Annotated in this window: 17 protein-coding genes; 7 read left to right on the top strand and 10 right to left on the bottom strand. The window is 63.0% G+C overall.

Annotation, left to right across the window (positions count from 1 at the left end; all coding sequences use genetic code 11):
- Positions 1-234 precede the first annotated feature (234 nt).
- A complete protein-coding gene (locus FVF58_RS13905; RefSeq protein WP_149670490.1) occupies positions 235-498 on the top strand; it encodes an H-NS family nucleoid-associated regulatory protein in 264 nt (87 codons plus the stop codon).
- A 202-nt stretch (positions 499-700) separates the two neighbouring features.
- On the opposite strand, the gene pcaG is transcribed toward FVF58_RS13905, so the two are convergent.
- The gene (gene pcaG, locus FVF58_RS13900) at positions 701-1,288 is read right to left on the bottom strand and encodes a protocatechuate 3,4-dioxygenase subunit alpha (protein ID WP_149670489.1); all 588 of its coding nucleotides are present in this window, start codon (positions 1,286-1,288) and stop codon (positions 701-703) included.
- Positions 1,289-1,291: 3 nt separating this feature from the next.
- Positions 1,292-1,996, bottom strand: a complete 705-nt coding sequence (gene pcaH / locus FVF58_RS13895; RefSeq protein WP_149670488.1) for a protocatechuate 3,4-dioxygenase subunit beta — start codon at positions 1,994-1,996, stop codon at positions 1,292-1,294.
- Positions 1,997-2,103: 107 nt separating this feature from the next.
- On the opposite strand from pcaH, the gene pcaQ reads away from it, so the two are divergent.
- Complete coding sequence (pcaQ, locus tag FVF58_RS13890; protein WP_149670487.1) at positions 2,104-3,090, top strand: pca operon transcription factor PcaQ; 987 nt, start codon at positions 2,104-2,106, stop codon at positions 3,088-3,090.
- A gap of 292 nt (positions 3,091-3,382) precedes the next feature.
- Positions 3,383-4,513, top strand: coding sequence for a 4-hydroxyphenylpyruvate dioxygenase family protein (locus tag FVF58_RS13885; protein ID WP_149670486.1), 1,131 nt, complete (start codon positions 3,383-3,385; stop codon positions 4,511-4,513).
- 31 nt (positions 4,514-4,544) lie between these two features.
- On the opposite strand, the gene FVF58_RS13880 is transcribed toward FVF58_RS13885, so the two are convergent.
- A complete protein-coding gene (locus FVF58_RS13880) occupies positions 4,545-5,477 on the bottom strand; it encodes a LysR substrate-binding domain-containing protein (protein WP_149670485.1) in 933 nt (310 codons plus the stop codon).
- Positions 5,478-5,642: 165 nt separating this feature from the next.
- Between FVF58_RS13880 and FVF58_RS13875 the strand changes: the two genes are divergently transcribed.
- Together FVF58_RS13875 and FVF58_RS13870 are read left to right on the top strand one after the other, a co-directional pair.
- A complete protein-coding gene (locus FVF58_RS13875) occupies positions 5,643-6,680 on the top strand; it encodes a DUF1338 domain-containing protein (RefSeq protein WP_149670484.1) in 1,038 nt (345 codons plus the stop codon).
- Between the two features lie 55 nt (positions 6,681-6,735).
- On the top strand, positions 6,736-9,747 hold the full coding sequence (locus FVF58_RS13870; RefSeq protein ID WP_149670483.1) for an FAD-binding and (Fe-S)-binding domain-containing protein: 3,012 nt from the start codon (positions 6,736-6,738) through the stop codon (positions 9,745-9,747).
- Positions 9,748-9,800: 53 nt separating this feature from the next.
- On the opposite strand, the gene FVF58_RS13865 is transcribed toward FVF58_RS13870, so the two are convergent.
- From FVF58_RS13865 to FVF58_RS13840, 7 genes are all read right to left on the bottom strand, one after another.
- Positions 9,801-10,433, bottom strand: coding sequence for a helix-turn-helix domain-containing protein (locus FVF58_RS13865; protein WP_149670482.1), 633 nt, complete (start codon positions 10,431-10,433; stop codon positions 9,801-9,803).
- A gap of 187 nt (positions 10,434-10,620) precedes the next feature.
- Positions 10,621-11,016 carry a RidA family protein gene (locus FVF58_RS13860; protein ID WP_149670481.1) on the bottom strand — a complete coding sequence of 132 codons (396 nt, stop codon included), beginning with the start codon at positions 11,014-11,016 and terminating at the stop codon, positions 10,621-10,623.
- A gap of 64 nt (positions 11,017-11,080) precedes the next feature.
- Positions 11,081-11,905: an isocitrate lyase/PEP mutase family protein gene (locus FVF58_RS13855; RefSeq protein WP_149670480.1), complete on the bottom strand. Its 825-nt coding sequence runs from the start codon at positions 11,903-11,905 to the stop codon at positions 11,081-11,083.
- A gap of 43 nt (positions 11,906-11,948) precedes the next feature.
- Positions 11,949-12,086 carry a carboxymuconolactone decarboxylase family protein gene (locus FVF58_RS51415; RefSeq protein ID WP_188130815.1) on the bottom strand — a complete coding sequence of 46 codons (138 nt, stop codon included), beginning with the start codon at positions 12,084-12,086 and terminating at the stop codon, positions 11,949-11,951.
- A gap of 473 nt (positions 12,087-12,559) precedes the next feature.
- Positions 12,560-12,865, bottom strand: coding sequence for a DUF4148 domain-containing protein (locus tag FVF58_RS13850; RefSeq protein ID WP_149670479.1), 306 nt, complete (start codon positions 12,863-12,865; stop codon positions 12,560-12,562).
- Positions 12,866-13,025: 160 nt separating this feature from the next.
- Positions 13,026-14,111, bottom strand: coding sequence for an aldose epimerase family protein (locus FVF58_RS13845; protein ID WP_149670478.1), 1,086 nt, complete (start codon positions 14,109-14,111; stop codon positions 13,026-13,028).
- Positions 14,112-14,144: 33 nt separating this feature from the next.
- The gene (locus FVF58_RS13840; RefSeq protein ID WP_149670477.1) at positions 14,145-15,362 is read right to left on the bottom strand and encodes a XylR family transcriptional regulator; all 1,218 of its coding nucleotides are present in this window, start codon (positions 15,360-15,362) and stop codon (positions 14,145-14,147) included.
- A 272-nt stretch (positions 15,363-15,634) separates the two neighbouring features.
- Between FVF58_RS13840 and xylA the strand changes: the two genes are divergently transcribed.
- Together xylA and xylF are read left to right on the top strand one after the other, a co-directional pair.
- Entirely contained in the window at positions 15,635-16,957 is a 1,323-nt protein-coding gene (xylA, locus tag FVF58_RS13835; protein WP_149670476.1) for a xylose isomerase, read from the top strand.
- 326 nt (positions 16,958-17,283) lie between these two features.
- A complete protein-coding gene (xylF, locus tag FVF58_RS13830; RefSeq protein WP_149670475.1) occupies positions 17,284-18,312 on the top strand; it encodes a D-xylose ABC transporter substrate-binding protein in 1,029 nt (342 codons plus the stop codon).
- Positions 18,313-18,386: the final 74 nt, after the last annotated feature.

Genomic DNA, 18,386 nt, shown 5'->3' with positions numbered 1-18,386 from the left:
TCCCCGGAACACTGGTGCAAACCTCGGACGCAGCTCAAGCCGTGGGCTCACGAATTCTCTTTTGATCTCGTCTTTGACAGACATGTTTTCCAGATGCGGGTTTTGCGCATCGGGACAGACATCGTGAACTCGAATTGCACTCGATCCATTTGAATCACGCATGAACCTTCACGTTGTCTAGTGGGGTCTTTGTTTGTCTAACGCGAGCATGATTGGCTGAAACATCGGTACGCTATGAAAGAGCGAGAAGAACAACGGTTGTTCGACCCAGACGGGAATGCGCGTGAGCGCCTGATCGTGTGGATCCGCCGACGCATGGACGAATACGACATCACGATGGAAGCGCTCGCCGACTCGCTCGAAGCCGACGCGAACGCCGTCCGTGCAGTGATGTATCGCGACGCCTACGGCAATACGTGGGACGGTCACGGCGATAAACCCGACTGGCTCGCGCGCGCAATTTACGCCGGACAGAACATCGATCACTTCCGCTGTTAGTGTGTCGTTTGGCCGCGCGCAATACGAAGGGGCCGCGCTACGCAACCCGAAGCGCGGCATCCATCTGCATCACGAAGTAAGCGAAAGCCGAAAAAAAAGCCCGCACAAGGCGGGCTCAACTACTCGGAGTATCGCGATCCAGTCGCTGGACGGATCACGCTCAGTGTATGTGAAAGCTGTATGAAAGTGTTAAACATACACTTCACAGGTCGAAGAACACGGTTTCCTTGTCGCCCTGCATGTGGATGTCGAAGCGGTACACATTGGCGGTGTTCGGCTCGCGGCGCGCGATCAGCGTGCCGCGCCGGTCGGCCGGAACCGCTGCCAGCACCGGATCCTTTTCGTTCGCCTGCGCTTCGTCCTCGAAATAGATGCGCGTGAACGTGTGCAGCAGCATGCCGCGCATCGTCAGGATCACATTGACGTGCGGCGCCTGATCCGCGCTGACGCGGCCGGGCTTCACCGTTTCCACGTAAAAGCGCTTGTGCGGGTCCGTACCCGTGCCGACGCGCGCAAAGCCGTGAAAACCGGTCTTCAGGATTTCCTCACGCGACTCCGGATACTGGCCGGTCGAGTCCACTTGCGACATTTCGACCATCGCGTCGCCGATCACGTTGCCGTCGCCGTCGAACACCTGGCCGATGATCGTGATGTGCTCGCCGGCCGCTTCACGGTCGGCCAGAACGTGCGTGAACAGGCTCTTGTAGTCGAAGTCGTATTGCTGCGGGCAAAGACCGTAGGCGAAGTAGGGGCCAACGGTTTGCGACGGCGTTTGCTTGAGAGTGGTCATGGCTTAGCGCTCCATCGGGGTTTCGTTCGGGCCGCGCAACACGATGTCGAAATCGTAGCCGAGCGCGTAGGCCTCCTGCGTGGTGTCGAGCGAGAAGCTCGAGATCATGCGTTCGCGGGCATTCGCCGGCGTGCCTTGGTAAATCGGGTCGAAGGCCAGCAGCGGGTCGCCGGGAAAATACATCTGCGTCACGAGACGCGAGCCGAAGTGGTCGCCGAAGAGCGAGAAGTGGATGTGCTGGGGACGCCACGCGTTCGGGTGATTGCCCCACGGATAGGCGCCCGGCTTGATCGTCATGAAGCGATAGCGGCCTTCGGTGTCGGTGATGCAGCGGCCCGCGCCGAGGAAGTTGGGGTCGAGCGGCGCATCGTGCTGGTCGGCCTTGTGCACATAACGGCCGGCTGCATTGGCTTGCCAGATTTCGACCAGCGTATTGCGCACCGGGCGGCCGCCTTCGTCGAGCACACGGCCCGTCACGATGATGCGTTCGCCGAGCGGCTCGCCGTTGCGCACCGCGTTGCGCGTCAGGTCGTTGTCGAGCGGATCGAGGTCGTCCGTGCCGTAGACCGGTACGCGCTGATCGCGCAGTCTTTCCTTCAACGGAATCAGCGCACGCGTCGGGCCGCGTTTGACCGACGAACCGTAGCTCGGATAGATGTAGTCGGGGTGGGACGCGAAGTCACGCGGGGTAAGAAAGGAATCTTCCATCAGTGTCTCCTTGGGGAATTGTGGGGTGCGACGATATGAAGCGACTTTATCTAACCCAAGCGGTTATGCAAAATGACGTTTTCGCCCTTTTCGTATAACCTTCCGTTATGCAACGCAGTCTCGCGGACAGCCGCGTCAAATTCCGCCATCTCCAGTGCTTTCTGGCCGTCGCCCAGTTCGGCAGCGTCCAGCGGGCCGCCGACAGCCTGTCAATCACCCAGCCCGCGGTCTCCAAGACAGTCGCCGAACTCGAAGAGATTCTCGGCGTGAAGCTGTTCGAGCGCGGCCGTCACGGGGCCGTGCCGACCCGCGAGGGGCAACTGTTCATGCCCCACGCGAGCGCGTGCGTCAGCGCGCTGCGCCAGGGCGTCGACCTGCTGGCGCGCGCGGAAGGGGCCGCGGCGGCAACGCTGGAAGTCGGCATCCTGCCGACCGTCGCGGCGGCATTGATCCCGCCGGTGCTCAAACGGTTCGCGGCGCTTTGGCCGCGCGTGATCGTGCGTCTTGCAACCGGCGCCAACCCGGAATTGCTCGAGCGTCTGAAAGCGGGCACGATCGAATTCGCGATTGGACGTCTGGCCGATCCGGAGCGGATGGTCGGCCTCAGTTTCGAGCAGTTGTTCAGCGAGCCGCTGATCGCGGTGGTGCGCGCCGGGCATCCGTTGGCGCAAGGGCCGGGTTTGCCCGCTACGTCGCTGAACGATTTTCCGGTGGTGCTGCCGCCGTTCGGCACGTTGATCCGGCAATCGGCCGACAGTCTGTTAAATGCCTGGGGCGTGCAGCCGCTGTCGGCGTTCGTCGAAGTGTTGTCGGTATCGACGGGCCGCGCATTGACGCTGGAGAACGGCGCGGTGTGGTTCGTGCCGCTGAGCGCGGTGGACTACGAGCTGGCGCACGGCATGCTGGTGCGTCTGCCGCTGCCGTTCGCGGGCACCGGCGAGCCGGTCGGTTTGATCCGGCGCTCGGACACGCAGCCGTCGCCGGTGGGGCGCGCGTTTATCGAGGCGGTGCGCGAGGTCGCGCAACAACGCATGGCGGCCGCTGCGGATAAGCCTGTGCGCAAACGCAGCAGAAGCAAGGCATCGACGAGTTGATACGGGCTGCATGAGTCGTCGCGCAGGCGCGCCGGGTTGGCCGGAGCAGTGAGCGTAGTGACGGTAGCGGGAAGCAGGCAGTGCGTCGCTCCCGCCGATATGAACCATCCAGTACAAAATGAAGGTTGCGGACGCCCCGCTACCCGGTGTACAAACACGGTGCAAAAGCCGTGGTGGGCCGCGTTTGCTGTGGCACATCATGCTGCCGGCGCCACCGGCGGGCCGTCGACGGTTGCATCGAACATCGGACACACCCGGACCCAGCGCCGAAAGACTGTACAAGGAGATTGCCATGCCCAGCGACCTGCCCACTCCAGACGCCGCGCTGCGCGCCGTGTCGACGCCTGAGCACAATCCGCTCGGCACCGCCGGCCTCGAATTCGTGGAGTTCGCCGCACGCGACCCGCAGGCGCTCGGCGACACGTTCGCGAAGCTCGGCTTCAAAGCGGTCGCGCGACATATCAGCAAGGACGTCACGCTGTATCGACAGGGTGAGATGCAATTCCTGATCAACGCGGAGCCGGATTCGTTCGCCGCGCGCTACGCCGAGGAATACGGCGCGGGCATCTGCGCGATCGGCATTCGTGTGGCCGATGCGCAGCGCGCTTTCGACCGGGCGATCGAACTCGGCGCGTGGGCGTTCGAAGGCGAGAAAATCGGCGTCGGCGAACTGCTGATTCCGGCGATTCAGGGCATCGGCGATTCGCACATCTATTTCGTCGACCGCTGGCGCGGACGCGGCGGGCAGCGCGGCGGCCTCGGCGATATCTCGATCTTCGACATCGACTTCCGGCCGATCGAAATCGACACGGCCCACGCCGACCTCAGCCATGAGGGGATCGGCCTCGTCGCGGTCGACCATCTGACGCAAACCGTCGGCGAGGGGCGGATGCAGGAATGGCTCGATTTCTATCGGGACCTGCTCAACTTCCGCGAGATTCATGAACTGCACGCGAACTGGCATGTGTCGGCGGAGTCGCGCGTGATGGTGTCGCCGTGCGGCGCGATCCGCGTGCCGCTGTATGAAGAAGGCACGCGCCGCACCGACCTGATGCACGAGTACCTGCCGGACCATCCGGGCGAAGGCGTGCAGCATATCGCGCTCGCCACCGACGATATCTTCGCGTGCGTCGAGCGCCTGCTCGCGAACGGCGTCGAATTCGTCGAGCCGCCGCCGCGCTATTACGATCAGCTCGACGCGCGTCTGCCGGGCCACGGGCTCGATGTCGAGCGGCTCAAGCGCACGCACGTTCTGGTGGACGGCGAGATCGGCGCTGACGGCCTGCCGCAACTGTTTTTCCAGACCTTCGTGAGCCGTCGCACCGGCGAGATTTTCTTCGAGATCGTGCAGCGCCAGGGGCATCACGGTTTCGGCGAAGGCAATCTCGCCGCGCTCGCGCAGGCACGCGAGGCCGGCGTCTGATCGCTGTGGGCGAGCCTATTCGAATGCTCCGTCAATCGCGATCGGGCGTACCGGCCAGTTCGGGATAGACCGTGCGGTAGGCCGTAGCTTCCTGCAACAGCCATTCGCGGAAACTCGCGAGCGGCTTGCCGTGGCTCAGCTCAGTGGGATAGACGAGGTAGTACGCCGAATCGGCGACCGCCGGCGTGTCGAGCGGGATCACGAGCCCAAGCTGTTCGAGCTGCGTATCGACGAAAAAGCGCGGCACCAGCGCGATGCCGAGCCCAGCCGCCGCGGCGCTGATCAACATCGTGTGGAGTTCATAACGCACGCCCTGCATGGTCCGGTTATCGTCGACATCCAGGTTCGCGAACCATGCGGCCCAGCCGTCGGGCCGAGTGGTCGAGTGCAGCAGCGGATAGTCGAGCAGATCGGCTGCATGCTTCACGCGCCGCTTCAGCAGACTCGCGGCGCACACCGGCACCACCTCCTCGCAAAACAGAAAATCCGCCGACGTGCCAGGCCAGGTCGGCTTGCCGTAGTGAATCGCCGCTTCGAAATGGGTATCGGCGAACGGGAACGTACCGGTGCGCACTCCCATGTTTACGCGCACGTCCGGGTACTGCGCATTGAATGCCGCGAGCCGCGGAATCAGCCATTGCGATGCGAACGTCGGCAGCACGGCCAGCTCGAGATAACCGCCGCCGCTGCCATGCGCGATGATCGACAGCGTGTCGCGGTCGAGGTGTTCCAGCGAGCGCCGCACCTGCGCGCTATAGACCTTGCCCGCCTTCGTCAGCACCACGCGCTGTTTGACGCGCACGAATAGCCGCACGCCGAGGTTGCTTTCCAGCGTATTGATCTGCCGCGATACCGCGCTCTCGGTCAGGAACAGCTCACGCGCCGCATGCGTGAAGCTTTCGTGTCGCGCGGCAGCTTCGAAAGCGAGCAGCGCGCCCATGTTGGGGATCTTGAACTTTCGCATGTTGATTCCGAAAACGCATCAAGTGGCGAGTTTATCTCGCTTTACGGCGGCCTTGCGGATTCTGAATAATCTCGCCTTCAAGATGAGGCGCCGCCTTTGCGTGCACGCCTGCTGGTCACATCGAGCGCATCGGCAAGCGCTCGATGCGCTACGTGGAGAACCGATATGCGAAAGATCAAGAATGCGAATGTCGAACAACTGCTGCTGAAATTGCTGGGCGCCGACAAAACCGCGCGCCTGTTTGCGACGCTGAACCATCCGCGTGTGCTGAACGAATGGGAAGACGGCAGCGTCACACGCGCGGAACTCGCGCAGGCGATGAATATGGCGCTCTTCGAAGACCTGCTCGCGCGCTCAGCGCATGGCCGCCAGTACACCGAGGAGACAATCGCCGCCGGTGGCAGCGTGTACTTCGACCACGGCGCGCTGCGCACGGTGCGCTGGCCACACGGCGGCGCGCTGCCGCCTGGCGAAGCCGCGTTCGCGCGCATTCTGCGGCCGCTTGGCTTCAGCATCAACGGCCGCTATCCGCTCGACCGCCTCGGCATGACCGGCCGCGCGTGGGCGCATGACGATGCACCCGATGAGATCGCGCAATTCTTCGTCAGCGAGTTGCATCCGGAAAGGTTCTCTGTGGCGTTTCAACAGGCTGTGACGAATGTGATCGGCGCGTCGCGCGATCCGCTGACGCCGCGCGCGGCCGGCCGGTTGTGGGAGCTCGAACGCGACGGCGTGCTGCCGCTCGACGTGGCCCATGAATTGCTGCCGGTGATCGTCGGCGCGTTCGCGCGACAGCACGGCACGCCATGCGAAGCCGATTACGACATATTGTCGACGGAGTCGGCGGAAATGGCGTGGATCGCGACCGAAGGCAACGCGTTCAATCACGCCACCGATCGCGTCGAAGACGTATTCAAGCTGTCCGACGACGAGAAAGCCAAAGGCCGTCCGATGAAACCGGAAGTCGAACGCTCGCGCTCGGGCCGCGTGTTCCAGACCGCGTATCGCGCGGACACCGTGCGGCGCGAATTCCGCGCGGCCGACGGCAGCATCGTGACGCGCGAGGTGCCGGGGTCGTTCTACGAGTTCATCACCCGCAAGCGCAGTTTCGATCAGGACGCGCGCCGCTGGGAAACGGACCTGCGTTTCGACGCGGGCAATGCGCAGGGCATCTTCAAGATGACCGCAAGCCAGGCGGCCTGAGCGGAAGAGGCCGACGTAGAGGGACAGGTAGGCGGCATCGGAGACGAGGGGCGCAGTGGAAACGTCATTGGATGAAGAGCAGGGCGCGAGCGTGAATGCGTTGGACCACGGCGTGCCGCGCAAGTCGAACGAGCCGCGCCGCGCCACGCCTTTCGCGGGCACCACCGCCGTGATGCGGGCGCTCGAAAGCGATTTGCGCCGGCATGTGCGGGGCGAAGTGCGCTTCGATCAGGGTTCCAAAGCATTGTATGCGTCGGATGCGTCGAACTATCGGCAAGTCCCGCTCGCCGTCGTCGTGCCTGCGGATGTGGACGATCTGCTCGCCGCGCTCGGCGTCTGCCGCCGCAACGACGTGCCGTTTCTCGCACGCGGCGGCGGCACGTCGCAGAACGGCCAATGCGTGAACGTCGCGGTCGTGGCCGACGCGAGCAAGTATGTGAACCGCGTGGTGTCGGTCGATCCGGTTGCGCGTGTGGCGATCGTCGAACCGGGTGTGGTTTGCGACACGTTGCGCGACGCCGCCGAGCAACACGGTCTCACGTTCGCACCCGATCCGGCGACGCACAGCCGCTGCACCCTCGGCGGCATGATCGCCAACAATTCGTGCGGCGCGCATTCGGTGATGGCCGGCAAAACGGTTGAAAACGTCGAGGCGCTGGAGATCGCGACCTTCGACGGCGCGCGTTTCTGGGTCGGCCCCACGTCCGACGACGAACTCGCACGCATCATCGCCACAGGCGGCCGCCAGGGCGAAATCTACGCAGCGCTCAAGCAGCTGCGCGATACCTACGCCGATCAGATTCGCGCGAAATTCCCGCGCATCAAGCGGCGCGTGTCCGGCTTCAACCTCGATCAACTGCTGCCGGAAAACGGCTTTAACGTCGCGCGTGCGCTGGTCGGCACCGAAGGCACGTGCGCGCTGACGTTGCAGGCGAAAGTGCGTCTCGTGAAGAGTCCTGCCAAACGCGTGATCGTCGTGCTCGGCTTCACGGACATCTACACCGCGGCGGATGCCGTGCCGCATTTCATGCGCTGCGGTCCGATCGCGATCGAAGGACTCGACCGCGCGATCATTCGCGGCTTGCAGGCGCGCGGCTTGAAGAAGGACGAGATCGCGCTGCTGCCCGAAGGCGATGCGTGGGTCGTGCTCGAATTCGGCGCGGATACGCAAGACGCGGTGCTTCGCGACGCGCAGGCCGCGGCCGCGTATTTCTCGTCGGGCGAAGCGGGGCCGAACGTGTCGGCGACGCTCGTCGAAGACCGTGCGTTGCAGGCGAAGGTGTGGTCGATCCGCGAGACGGGAGCGTCGGCGGTGGCGTTGTCCGTCGAGTCGGGCAAGCCCGATCCGGTGGTCGGCTGGGAAGATGCGGCGGTCGATCCGCTGCGCCTCGGCGACTATCTGCGCGCGTTCCAGGCGCTGGTGGATCGCTATGGCTACGAGACGTGCCTGTACGGCCATTTCGGCGACGGCTGCGTGCACGCGCGCATCACCTTCGATCTGCGCAGCGCGCAAGGCGTGTCGACGTGGCGCAAGTTTCTGCGCGAGGCGGCGGAGCTGGTGGTCCAATTCGGCGGCTCGCTGTCGGGCGAACATGGCGACGGCCAGGCCAAGGCCGAGTTTCTGCCGATCATGTACGGCCCCGAACTGATGCGGGCGATGGAACAGTTCAAGGCGATCTGGGACCCGGCTAATCGACTGAATCCGGGCAAGGTGGTGCACGCGTATCGCGCCGACGAAAACCTGCGGATGGGCCCGGCCTACAAGCCGGTGACGCTGCAAACGAAACTCACGTTCGCGAGTCGCGAAGGCGACGGTTTCCAGCGCGAGATCGAGCGATGCATCGGCATGGGCAAGTGCCGCTCGCTTGCGGGCGGCACGATGTGCCCGAGTTATCGCGCGACGCGTGAAGAGAAGCATTCGACGCGCGGCCGCGCGCATCTGTTCTGGGAAATGCTGCAGGGCGACGTGATCGCCGATGGGTGGCAAAGCCGCGAGGTGAAAGCGGCGCTCGATACCTGCCTCGCGTGCAAGGGCTGCAAGTCCGATTGCCCGACGCATACGGATATGGCCTCATACAAGGCGGAATTTCTTTCGCATTACTACGAGACTCATCGCCGGCCGCGTCAGGCGCTGTTCATGGGGCGGATCGGCGAATGGGCGCCGTGGGCGGCGCGCTTTGCGCGCGTCGCCAATTTCATGACGACCGCGCCGGGGCTGGCTACGGTCGGCAAATGGATCGCCGGTGTGGCGCAAGCGCGCGCATTGCCGAAGTTCGCCGGGGCCACATACCGGCAGATCGCGCGGCGTTCGCCGCAAACGGCGCATGACGCTCGCAATGGCGACCGCGTGAAGAAAGTCATCCTGTGGGTGGATACCTTCAACGATCATTTCACGCCCGAGATCGCGCAAGCCGCCGCCGATGTGCTCGCGCAACTGGGTTGGCACGTCGTGCTGCCGAAGAACCGCTTGTGTTGCGGTCGTCCGCTGTATGACTACGGTTTGCTCGAACGTGCGCGCGAACTGCTCAAGCAGATTCTCGACGACCTCGCCGACGATATCGCCGCCGGCGTGGCGCTGGTCGGTCTGGAACCCGGTTGTTTGTCCGTGTTCAAGGACGAACTGCTGAAGCAACTGCCGGATCATCCGCTAGCGAAGCAGCTGTCCGCGCAAACGTTCCTGTTCTCCGACTTCGTCGCGCGTCAGCCGTTCGAGTGGCCTACGCTTGCCGCCGATGTGATCGTCCACGGGCATTGTCATCAGAAGGCGCTGTTCGGCATGCAAGGCGACAGCGCGCTGCTGAACAAGCTCGGCGTGAAGTGGAAACTGCTCGATACCGGATGTTGCGGGATGGCGGGATCGTTCGGCTTCAACGCGGAGCATCACGCGCTGTCGCTGAAAATCGGTGAAGACAAGCTGTTTCCGGCGGTACGTGAAGCGACCGCGGCGAACGCGGAGACGATCGTGCTGACGAACGGCTTCAGTTGCCGCGAGCAGATCGAGCAAGGGACGGGGCATCATGCGATGCATATCGCGCAACTGGCGCAGCGGGCGTTGGCGCGGAGATAAGGTCGGTCGCCAACACGCGCAGGCTCGCACCGACGCCCGGCGCGTCCGCTGCGTTATTTCTTCGCCGATTCGCCGTTTGCAGGCGCTTGCGGAAGGTCCGCGCTCGTCGCCATCCACAACACTTCCGCGTCTTCTTCGCTAGTGGAGACCGCGGCGTGGCCGGTGCGGCTGTCGAAGTACAGACTGTCGCCGGCGTTCAGATGCGTCGGCGCATACAACTCGGAATACAGGCAGACGCTGCCGCTGATCACGTACAAGAATTCTTCGCCTTCGTGGCGGCCCCAGTCGTCGAACGCGTCGAGCGTATGCGCGGAGATGCGGATGCGAAACGGCAGCATCGCCTTGTGCGCGAGGTCGGTGGCGAGCAACTCCATCTGATAGCCGCGATACGCGTGACGTTGGCCTTCGTTTTTGCGGGTCAGCGCGCGGCGCCCGCTCGCACTCACCTTCGGCGTGGAGCCGAACAGTTCGCCGATTTCGATCTTCAGCCCGAGGACGATTTTTTGCAGCACGTCGAAAGTAGGGGACATCAAGCCGTTTTCGACTTTGGATAGCGTCGAGCGTGAGACGCCGCACAGGCGGCTTGCGGTTTCGAGCGTCAGGTCCTGCGCCTGACGGGCGGCGCGCACGCGGCGGCCGAGGTCGGTGGTTGACGGGTCGGCGGGTTTGCTGAGATGGGTGTCCATGGGGTTTGCTGCTTTTTCGGGTACGCGCTTTATGGTGGCGAGTTGTGTTTCCGATAATAACATTTGGCGCGACGGCCGGATTTGCAGCAGCGGATGAGGCGAACAGCATGGGGCAGAGAAAGCGGCGGGAATGCCCGCGCGCTTTTCTCATCGGAAACCCCGGCATGGGGCAAGACCTTGCTAACCGCTATCCGACAGCCGCAACGCAATCGATCTCGATGTCGAAATGACCAGGCCACGCGGGCACGTTCACGAAGATCCGCACCGGTGGATCGACTGGAAAATAACGTTTGTAGACCGCGTTGACTGCGGCGAACTTCTCGACCGACGTGCAGTAGACATTGCACTTGAGCACCTGCTCCAGCGATGAACCGGCCGTTTCCAGGCACAGCTTCATCTGCTCCAGAACCAGTTCGGTCTGACGCTCGATCGGCGCGTCGATAATTTCGCCCGTCGCGGGATCGAAGGGCGGAAAGCCTGAAACATAGACGGTATCGCCGTGACGCGTCACCGCCGAAGTGGGCGCTTTCCAGTTGTCGAGGTAAGTCGACAGCGGTTCCACGCGAATGATTTCACGAGCCATGCTTATCTCCATCCAAACCGTCTAAACCGTCTAAAGGGGACGTGCGCGGGTGGGTCATCGGTTTTCACGCGCCGTTGCGGAACAACTCGTTGAGTTGCCCGCCGGAAGCCGCGCCCGCAAAGCCGTCGAAGCGCCCCTCGGTCAGCCCCTGCGCGGCCTGCATGAAGCCGCCCCATGCCGCGCGGGCCAGCGCACCGCCGACGCTGATGCGCCGCACGCCGAGCCCGGCAACATCCTGCAGCGTGAGAGTGGACGTGGAGCCGATCAACAGGTTGACGGGCTTCGGCGCCACGGCGGCGACCACGGCCTCGATCTGCTCGCGCGTCTGAATGCCCGGCGCGTACAGGCAATCGGCGCCGGCCGCGGCATAGGCTTTCAGGCGCGCGATCGCGTCATCGAGATCGGGCTTGCCGGCAAAGAAGTTCTCCGCCCGGCCGATCAGCAGCGTCTCGCCACCGGTTTCGTCGATCGCCCGGCGTGCTGCGCTAATCCTTTGCACGGCGACATCGATCGGAAACAGCGCGCCCGCGGGGTCGCCCGTGGCGTCTTCGATCGACAGGCCGGCAACACCGGTTGCGACGGCCAGCTTCACGCTTTCGGCGACGCCTGCCGGATCGTCGCCGAAGCCGTTCTCGAAGTCAGCGTTCACCGGCAGATCGGTCGCTTCGACGATATCGCGCAGGTGCGCGAGGATCGCCTCGCGAGGCAGCGTGTTGTCGGCGTGGCCGGTTGACCACGCAAAACCCGAACTCGTGGTGGCGAGAGCCTGGAAGCCGAGGGTTTGCAGATAGCGGGCGCTGCCCGCATCCCACGGATTGGGCAGCACGAAACAGCCGGACGTGTGCAGCGCGCGGAAGGCGGCGCGTTTTTCAGCGATGGTGCGGGGCATGGCGTGTCTCCTGGAAATGAGGGAGCCGAGACTCCCATGTTGATCAGGCAACTTCGGGATCGACCACTGGAAAGTCTATTTCCGTATCGGACGCATTGTTGACGAAATTCGTCAGCATGTACTGTGCGCTCAACGCGATGATTTCGACGATGTTCGCATCGTTGAATCCCGCCGCGCGCACTTTTCCAGATCGGCTTCGGAAATCTTGCCGCGCGTTTCCATCAGCGCACGCGCAAACGCGACCGCTGCGGCGGTTCGCGGATTGTCCGCTTGTCCGAGCCGGTTGCGGCGTATTTCGCCATCCGGGATATGCGCGAAGTTGCCGGCTATATACGTGGGAGCGGACAACGAGTTGCGAAGGCTCAATGAAAAGCGGCGCCTTGCGCCGGCATGAATCTGTCGATGCAAGGCGCCGATGAAAAGCGCGCTGGGAGTGTTAGACCGATCGTGCGAGGCGCGAGTAGCGAAAAACGTATTGCAGGATCGAGGGATTGCGAAAGCAGGGAGGGATTACTGCTACGGTAAGCGCGCCGTGAGTTTCGTCAAACGACTTTCCGACGCGCGAAGCGCTATCGTTCTACACCGCTCAATACACAAAAAAGAGCACATGCGTCGCCACGCATGTGCTCGCCCACACCACGTAACAACGGCCAGCTATTGCCCTGTATTCGCCCCAGCCGCACTGCCACCCGTTTGCGACGACCCCGTTGCCGTCGTCCCATATCCGGTGGTATCGGCCTGAGCAGTCGCGTTCTGTGCGGCGACGCGCGCTTCGGCAGCCTGGATGTCAGCGGGGTAAGTGGAGTCGCTCGACTTGGCCGGGTTATAGCCCGCCTGCTCGATCTGCTTCAATTGAGCCTTGACCTCCGCACGCGTGAGCGGCTGCTCGGTTTGTGCGAACGAAGCCACCGGCGCAACAAGAACAACGGCCAGTGCCACTGCTTTGATGAGTGATTTCATGATGCTTCCCTCCGAGATTGTCGTTTCCGGCACCGCAATCTCCGGCACCCATTGAAGGAGTCTAGGAAGCGATCAATCCAGGGGAAACCACCCGGACGTTAATTCAGTATTGCTGCAAATAATAAGTCGGCGTCATGTAATGTCGTTTGCAAGGAGGGTGTCAAACACCCTTGCGCACGTCGACCCGATAAGCCGTGACTTGCCGGTATGTATCGCCGGGTCGCAAGATGACCTCGTCCTGCCCGGCCATATTGACCTGGTTCGGAAAGCCGCCTGCTTCCAGACACAAACCCGCATAGCGTTGATACCTGATCCCGCCGCGTCCCGAGTCGCCATTCAGGAAGTTGCCGGTATAGAACTGTAAGCCGCGCTGATCGGTCGACACGGTCAATTCGCGTCCACTGCCGGGGTCGTACGCGCAGGCCACCTGGCGCAGCGGCTGCACGCTTTCGCTCGCGCCGGCGCCGGCTGCCTCGCGCAGCACGTAGCAATGATCGAAACCGCCAGCCCGCGCCAGTTGCGTGTGCGGCCAGTCCAGCCGCGCGCCGATCGGTGCGCTCTGGCGGAAGTCGAACGCATTGCCCGCCACCTCGGCCAGCTCGCACGGAATCATCGCGCCGTCGACTTCGAAGAACTGCTCGGCGTCTATCGACAGCATATGGCCGCGAATGTCGGTGGCCGCCCGGCCCGTCAGATTGAAGTACGGATGGCTCGTCAGATTGAGCGGCGTTGCCGCATCGGTGATCGCCTCGTACTCGATGGTCAACGTGCCGTCGTCGTCGAGCGAATAGCGCACTTGCGTGGTCACGTTGCCCGGAAAACCGGCGTCTCCCTCGGGCGACTCCAGACGCATCAGCAACGCGCCGTTGTCCTCGCTCACGTCCCACAGCGCGCGATGAAAACCCACGGTGCCGCCGTGCAGGAGGTTCGCGCCTTCGTTGCGGTCGAGCGTGTACTCGATACCGTCGAGCGTAAAGCGCGCATCGGCGATGCGGTTCGCCCAGCGGCCGATCAGGCCGCCCATGTAGGTGGTGGCCGCGACGTAGTCGGCGGGCGTGTCGTGGCCGAGCAGGATGTCGCCGAGGCGTCCGGCACGATCCGGAGCGTGCCACGAGACCAGCGTCGCGCCGAGGTCGCTGATGGCGACCTTCATGCCGTGCGCGTTGCGCAACGTATAGAGCCGGACGCGATCGCCACCGTGCAGTGTGCCCCACGCCTCAGAAGAAAGTTGTGCGATGCTGATCATGTAGTCAGTGGAAGGAAAAATGAAAAGGCATGTTCAGCCGGGCGTTGTCGTCGGATTCGCGCGCGCCTGGTATTCGCGCGGCGTACAGCCGAGTTCACGGCGAAACACCGCGTACATGTATTGCAACGACGTGAAGCCGCAACGAATCGCCACTTCCGCGCTCGACGCATCGCGTTTGGCGAGCAGCGCCTTCGCGACATCGAGTTTATGGCGCAGGATTTCCTGGTGCACGGTGCACTGCCGTTCGCGCCGGAAGTATTCTTCGAGCGACGAGCGCGACACGCCCACATAGTCGGCCACCTGCTCGGTGCGAATCCCCTGGCACGCGTACTGACGGATGAAGTGCCGCGCGCGCATCACATACGGACTCGCGAGCGGTTGATGCCGGGTCGATTCGAGCACATTGATACCGACCGGCGGCACGAGAATGCGCCGCCCCGGAAAACGGGCACCGTGCAGCATCTGATGCAAAACGTGCGCGGCGGTACGACCCATTTCCTCAGTGCCCTGAATCACCGAAGAAAGCGGAATACGCGTCAACGTGCGCGTCAGCGGGTCGTTGTCGATACCGATGATCGCGACTTCCTCGGGCACCGGAATGCCCGCGATCAGACACGCCTGCAGCAGATGCCGCGCCCGCGCATCGGTCACGGCGATGATGCCGACCGGCTTCGGCAGTTGCCGCAGCCACGCGGTGAGCTGCTCGGTCGCCTGGTTCCATGACGGCGCGCTGGTCGACAGGCCGCGATAGATCTCGCTGTCGAGTTGCGCGTCACTGCGTCCATCGGCGCGGCGCAAATGGGCGAACGCGAGTTCGCGCTGCTGCGCCCAACGGTTTTCCTGCGCCTGCGGCAGGCTATACAACGCGAAGTGTTCGAGGCCCGCGCCGATCAGATGCGTGTAGGCGAGCGACACGAGCTTGCTGTTGTCGGTCGCGATATAGGGTAAGTCCGGAGGGTAGTGCGCCGGGTCTTCGAACGACGACCCGACCGCGACCACCGGCAACGGACAGTCGCGCAGCGCTTCACCGACGGCGGGGTCGTCGAAGTCTGCGATGATGCCGTCGCCGTCGAAGCGCTCGATGCCGGTCAGCCGGCAGCGGAAATCTTCTTCGAGGAAGAGATCCCACGCGACTCGGGTTGACAGCAGGTAATTGCCGATGCCGGTGATGATCTCGCGGTCGTAAACCTTGTTCGCATTGAACAGCAGTGCGATCCGATGGGTCGTCTGGGGTGTTTGCGGACGGGGCATGACGGTGAGCGGCGTGCGGATCGTCGGACCCGCCGCGCCGTTGTCTCCTGTTTAGTGGCCGCTTGGTGCAGCGCCATTTTTAAGTGTCTGGTTATTCTAGGCCCCGAATCGGGCGCGGGTGCGAAACAAACACGCGGGCGGTAAGAAACATTAAGCGAGCTGCGCAATTTCGCAATTGCCGATGCTTCCCGCAAGCGGCAGCATGGCGTCACCTTGTAGACCGGCGTGACGAAGCGGCGCGAGTTGCGGTGCAACATACACAGGAGACGCTGATGTCTTACTTCGAACACATTCCCGAGATCCGCTATGAAGGTCCGCAATCGGAGAACCCGCTTGCGTACCGCCATTACGACAAAAGCAAGCGGGTACTCGGCAAGACACTCGAAGAACATCTGCGTATCGCGGTGTGCTACTGGCATACCTTCGTCTGGCCGGGCGTGGACATTTTCGGGCAAGGAACCTTCAAGCGTCCGTGGCAGCAAACCGGCGACGCGATGGAACGAGCGCTGCAAAAAGCCGATGCCGCATTCGAGTTCTTCTCGAAGCTCGGCACGCCGTACTACACGTTTCACGACACCGACGTCGCGCCCGAAGGCGCGAGCCTGAAGGAATACAGCGAGAACTTCTTGCGCGTCGCCGACTATCTGGCGCGCAAGCAGCAGGATAGCGGCATCAAACTGCTATGGGGCACGGCCAATCTGTTCTCGCATCCGCGTTACGCGGCGGGCGCCGCGACCAGCCCCGATCCGGAGATCTTCGCGTTTGCCGCGACCCAGGTGCGCCACGCGCTCGATGCGACGCAACGGCTCGGCGGCGAGAACTATGTGCTGTGGGGCGGCCGCGAAGGTTACGACACGCTGCTCAACACCGACCTCGTGCGCGAACGCGAACAACTCGCGCGCTTCCTGCACATGGTGGTCGATCACGCGCACAAGATCGGCTTCAAGGGCTCGCTGCTGATCGAGCCGAAGCCGCAGGAGCCGACCAAACATCAATACGACTACGACGTCGCGACCGTGCACGGCTTCCTGCGCCAATTCGGGCTGGAGAAAGAAATTCGCGTGAACATCGAGGCCAACCACGCGACGCTTGCGGGTCACTCGTTTCATCACGAGATCGCGACAGCCTACGCGCTGGGGATCTTCGGCAGCGTCGACGCGAATCGCGGCGACCCGCAAAACGGTTGGGATACCGATCAGTTTCCGAATAGCGTCGAAGAACTGACGCTGGCCTTCTACGAGATTCTCAGGCACGGCGGCTTCACGACGGGCGGCATGAACTTCGATTCGAAAGTGCGGCGCCAAAGCGTCGATCCCGAAGATCTGTTCTACGGCCACATCGGCGCAATCGACAATCTCGCGCTTGCCGTCGAGCGCGCGGCAGTGCTGGTCGAAAGCGATCGTCTCGAACAGTTCAAGCGTCAGCGCTACGCGGGCTGGAACGCGGAGTTCGGCCGCAAGATTCTTTCCGGCGACTATTCGCTGTCGGCCCTCGCGACGGATGCACTGGCGCGAGGCCTCAATCCGCAGCATGCGAGCGGTCAGCAGGAGAGGATGGAGAACATCGTCAATCAGGCGATTTATAGCGGACGCTGAAAGGCATCCGGGGTATGCAATAGAAACAGAGAGCATCACATAAGGATCGCGCGGCCACGTCGACCGCGCGAAGGGGAAGCTTTGGGTTGTCGCATGACCGGTTCTGGCGCTCGCAGCGCAGGCCGACCAATCCGGTATTCCGGCTAATACAAATAAACCATCTTTCATGGGACCGGAGTAAGTGCTGAAGCACTAACTAGTACAACGAAACCATATTTCATGGAACCGGAGTAAGTGCTGAAGCACTAACTAGTACAACGAAACCATATTTCATGGGACCGGAGTAAGTGCTGAAGCACTAACTCCGGTCGACAAAGGAGACAGACATGCAATTCAAAACGCGTCGTAACGTACTGAGTTCCCTCGTGTGCGGAGCGGTACTCGCCAGCCTTTCGCTTGCCGCGCCGCTCGCGCATGCCAGCAAGGATCACCCGGAAATCGGCTTCTGTATCGACGATCTGCGCGTCGAGCGCTGGTCGCGCGATCGTGACTATTTCGTCGCCGCAGCGGAAAAGCTCGGCGCGAAGGTGTCGGTGCAATCGGCCGACGCGAGCGAGGAGCGGCAAATCTCGCAGATCGAAAACCTGATCTCGCGCGGCGTGGATGTGATCGTGATCGTGCCGTTCAATTCGAAGACGCTCGGCAACGTGGTCGCCGAAGCGAAGAAGGCGGGCATCAAGGTGGTCTCGTATGACCGCCTGATTCTCGACGCCGACGTCGACGGCTATATCTCGTTCGACAACGAGAAGGTCGGCGAACTGCAGGCGCAAGGCGTCTATAACGCGCAGCCGAAGGGCAACTACTTCCTGCTCGGCGGCGCCCCGACCGACAACAACGCGAAGATGTTGCGCGAAGGCCAGCTCAAGGTACTGAAGCCCGCAATGGACAAGGGCGACATCAAGGTGGTCGGCCAGCAGTGGGTGCCTGAGTGGAGCGCTTCGACGGCGCTGCGCATCGTCGAAGATGCGCTGACCGCGAACAACAACAAGATCGACGCGATCGTCGCATCGAACGACGGCACCGCGGGCGGCGCGATTCAGGCGCTCGCCGCGCAGCACATGGCGGGCAAGGTGCCGGTGTCGGGCCAGGACGCGGACCTTGCGGCGGTCAAGCGTGTGATCGCCGGTACGCAGACCATGACCGTGTACAAGCCGCTGAAGCTGATTGCGGGCGAAGCGGCAAAACTCTCGGTCGCGCTGGCCAAGGGTGAGAAGCCCGCGTACAACGCGCAGTACGACAACGGCAAGAAGAAGGTCGACACGGTGCTGCTGCAACCCACGTTGCTCACCAAGAGCAATGTCGATGTGGTCGTCAAGGACGGCTTCTATACCCAGGCCCAGCTCGCGAGCCAATGAGCGTAACGCGCGCGCGGCGGACTCCGGTGCGTGCGATGCGCATCGAGGCCGCCGCGCGCCTTGCAGCGAGGCAG

The organism is Paraburkholderia panacisoli, from assembly GCF_008369935.1.
Taxonomy (GTDB): domain Bacteria; phylum Pseudomonadota; class Gammaproteobacteria; order Burkholderiales; family Burkholderiaceae; genus Paraburkholderia; species Paraburkholderia panacisoli.
Note: the sequence above shows the minus strand (reverse complement) of the source record. Positions and strands in the feature narration are given on the sequence as shown.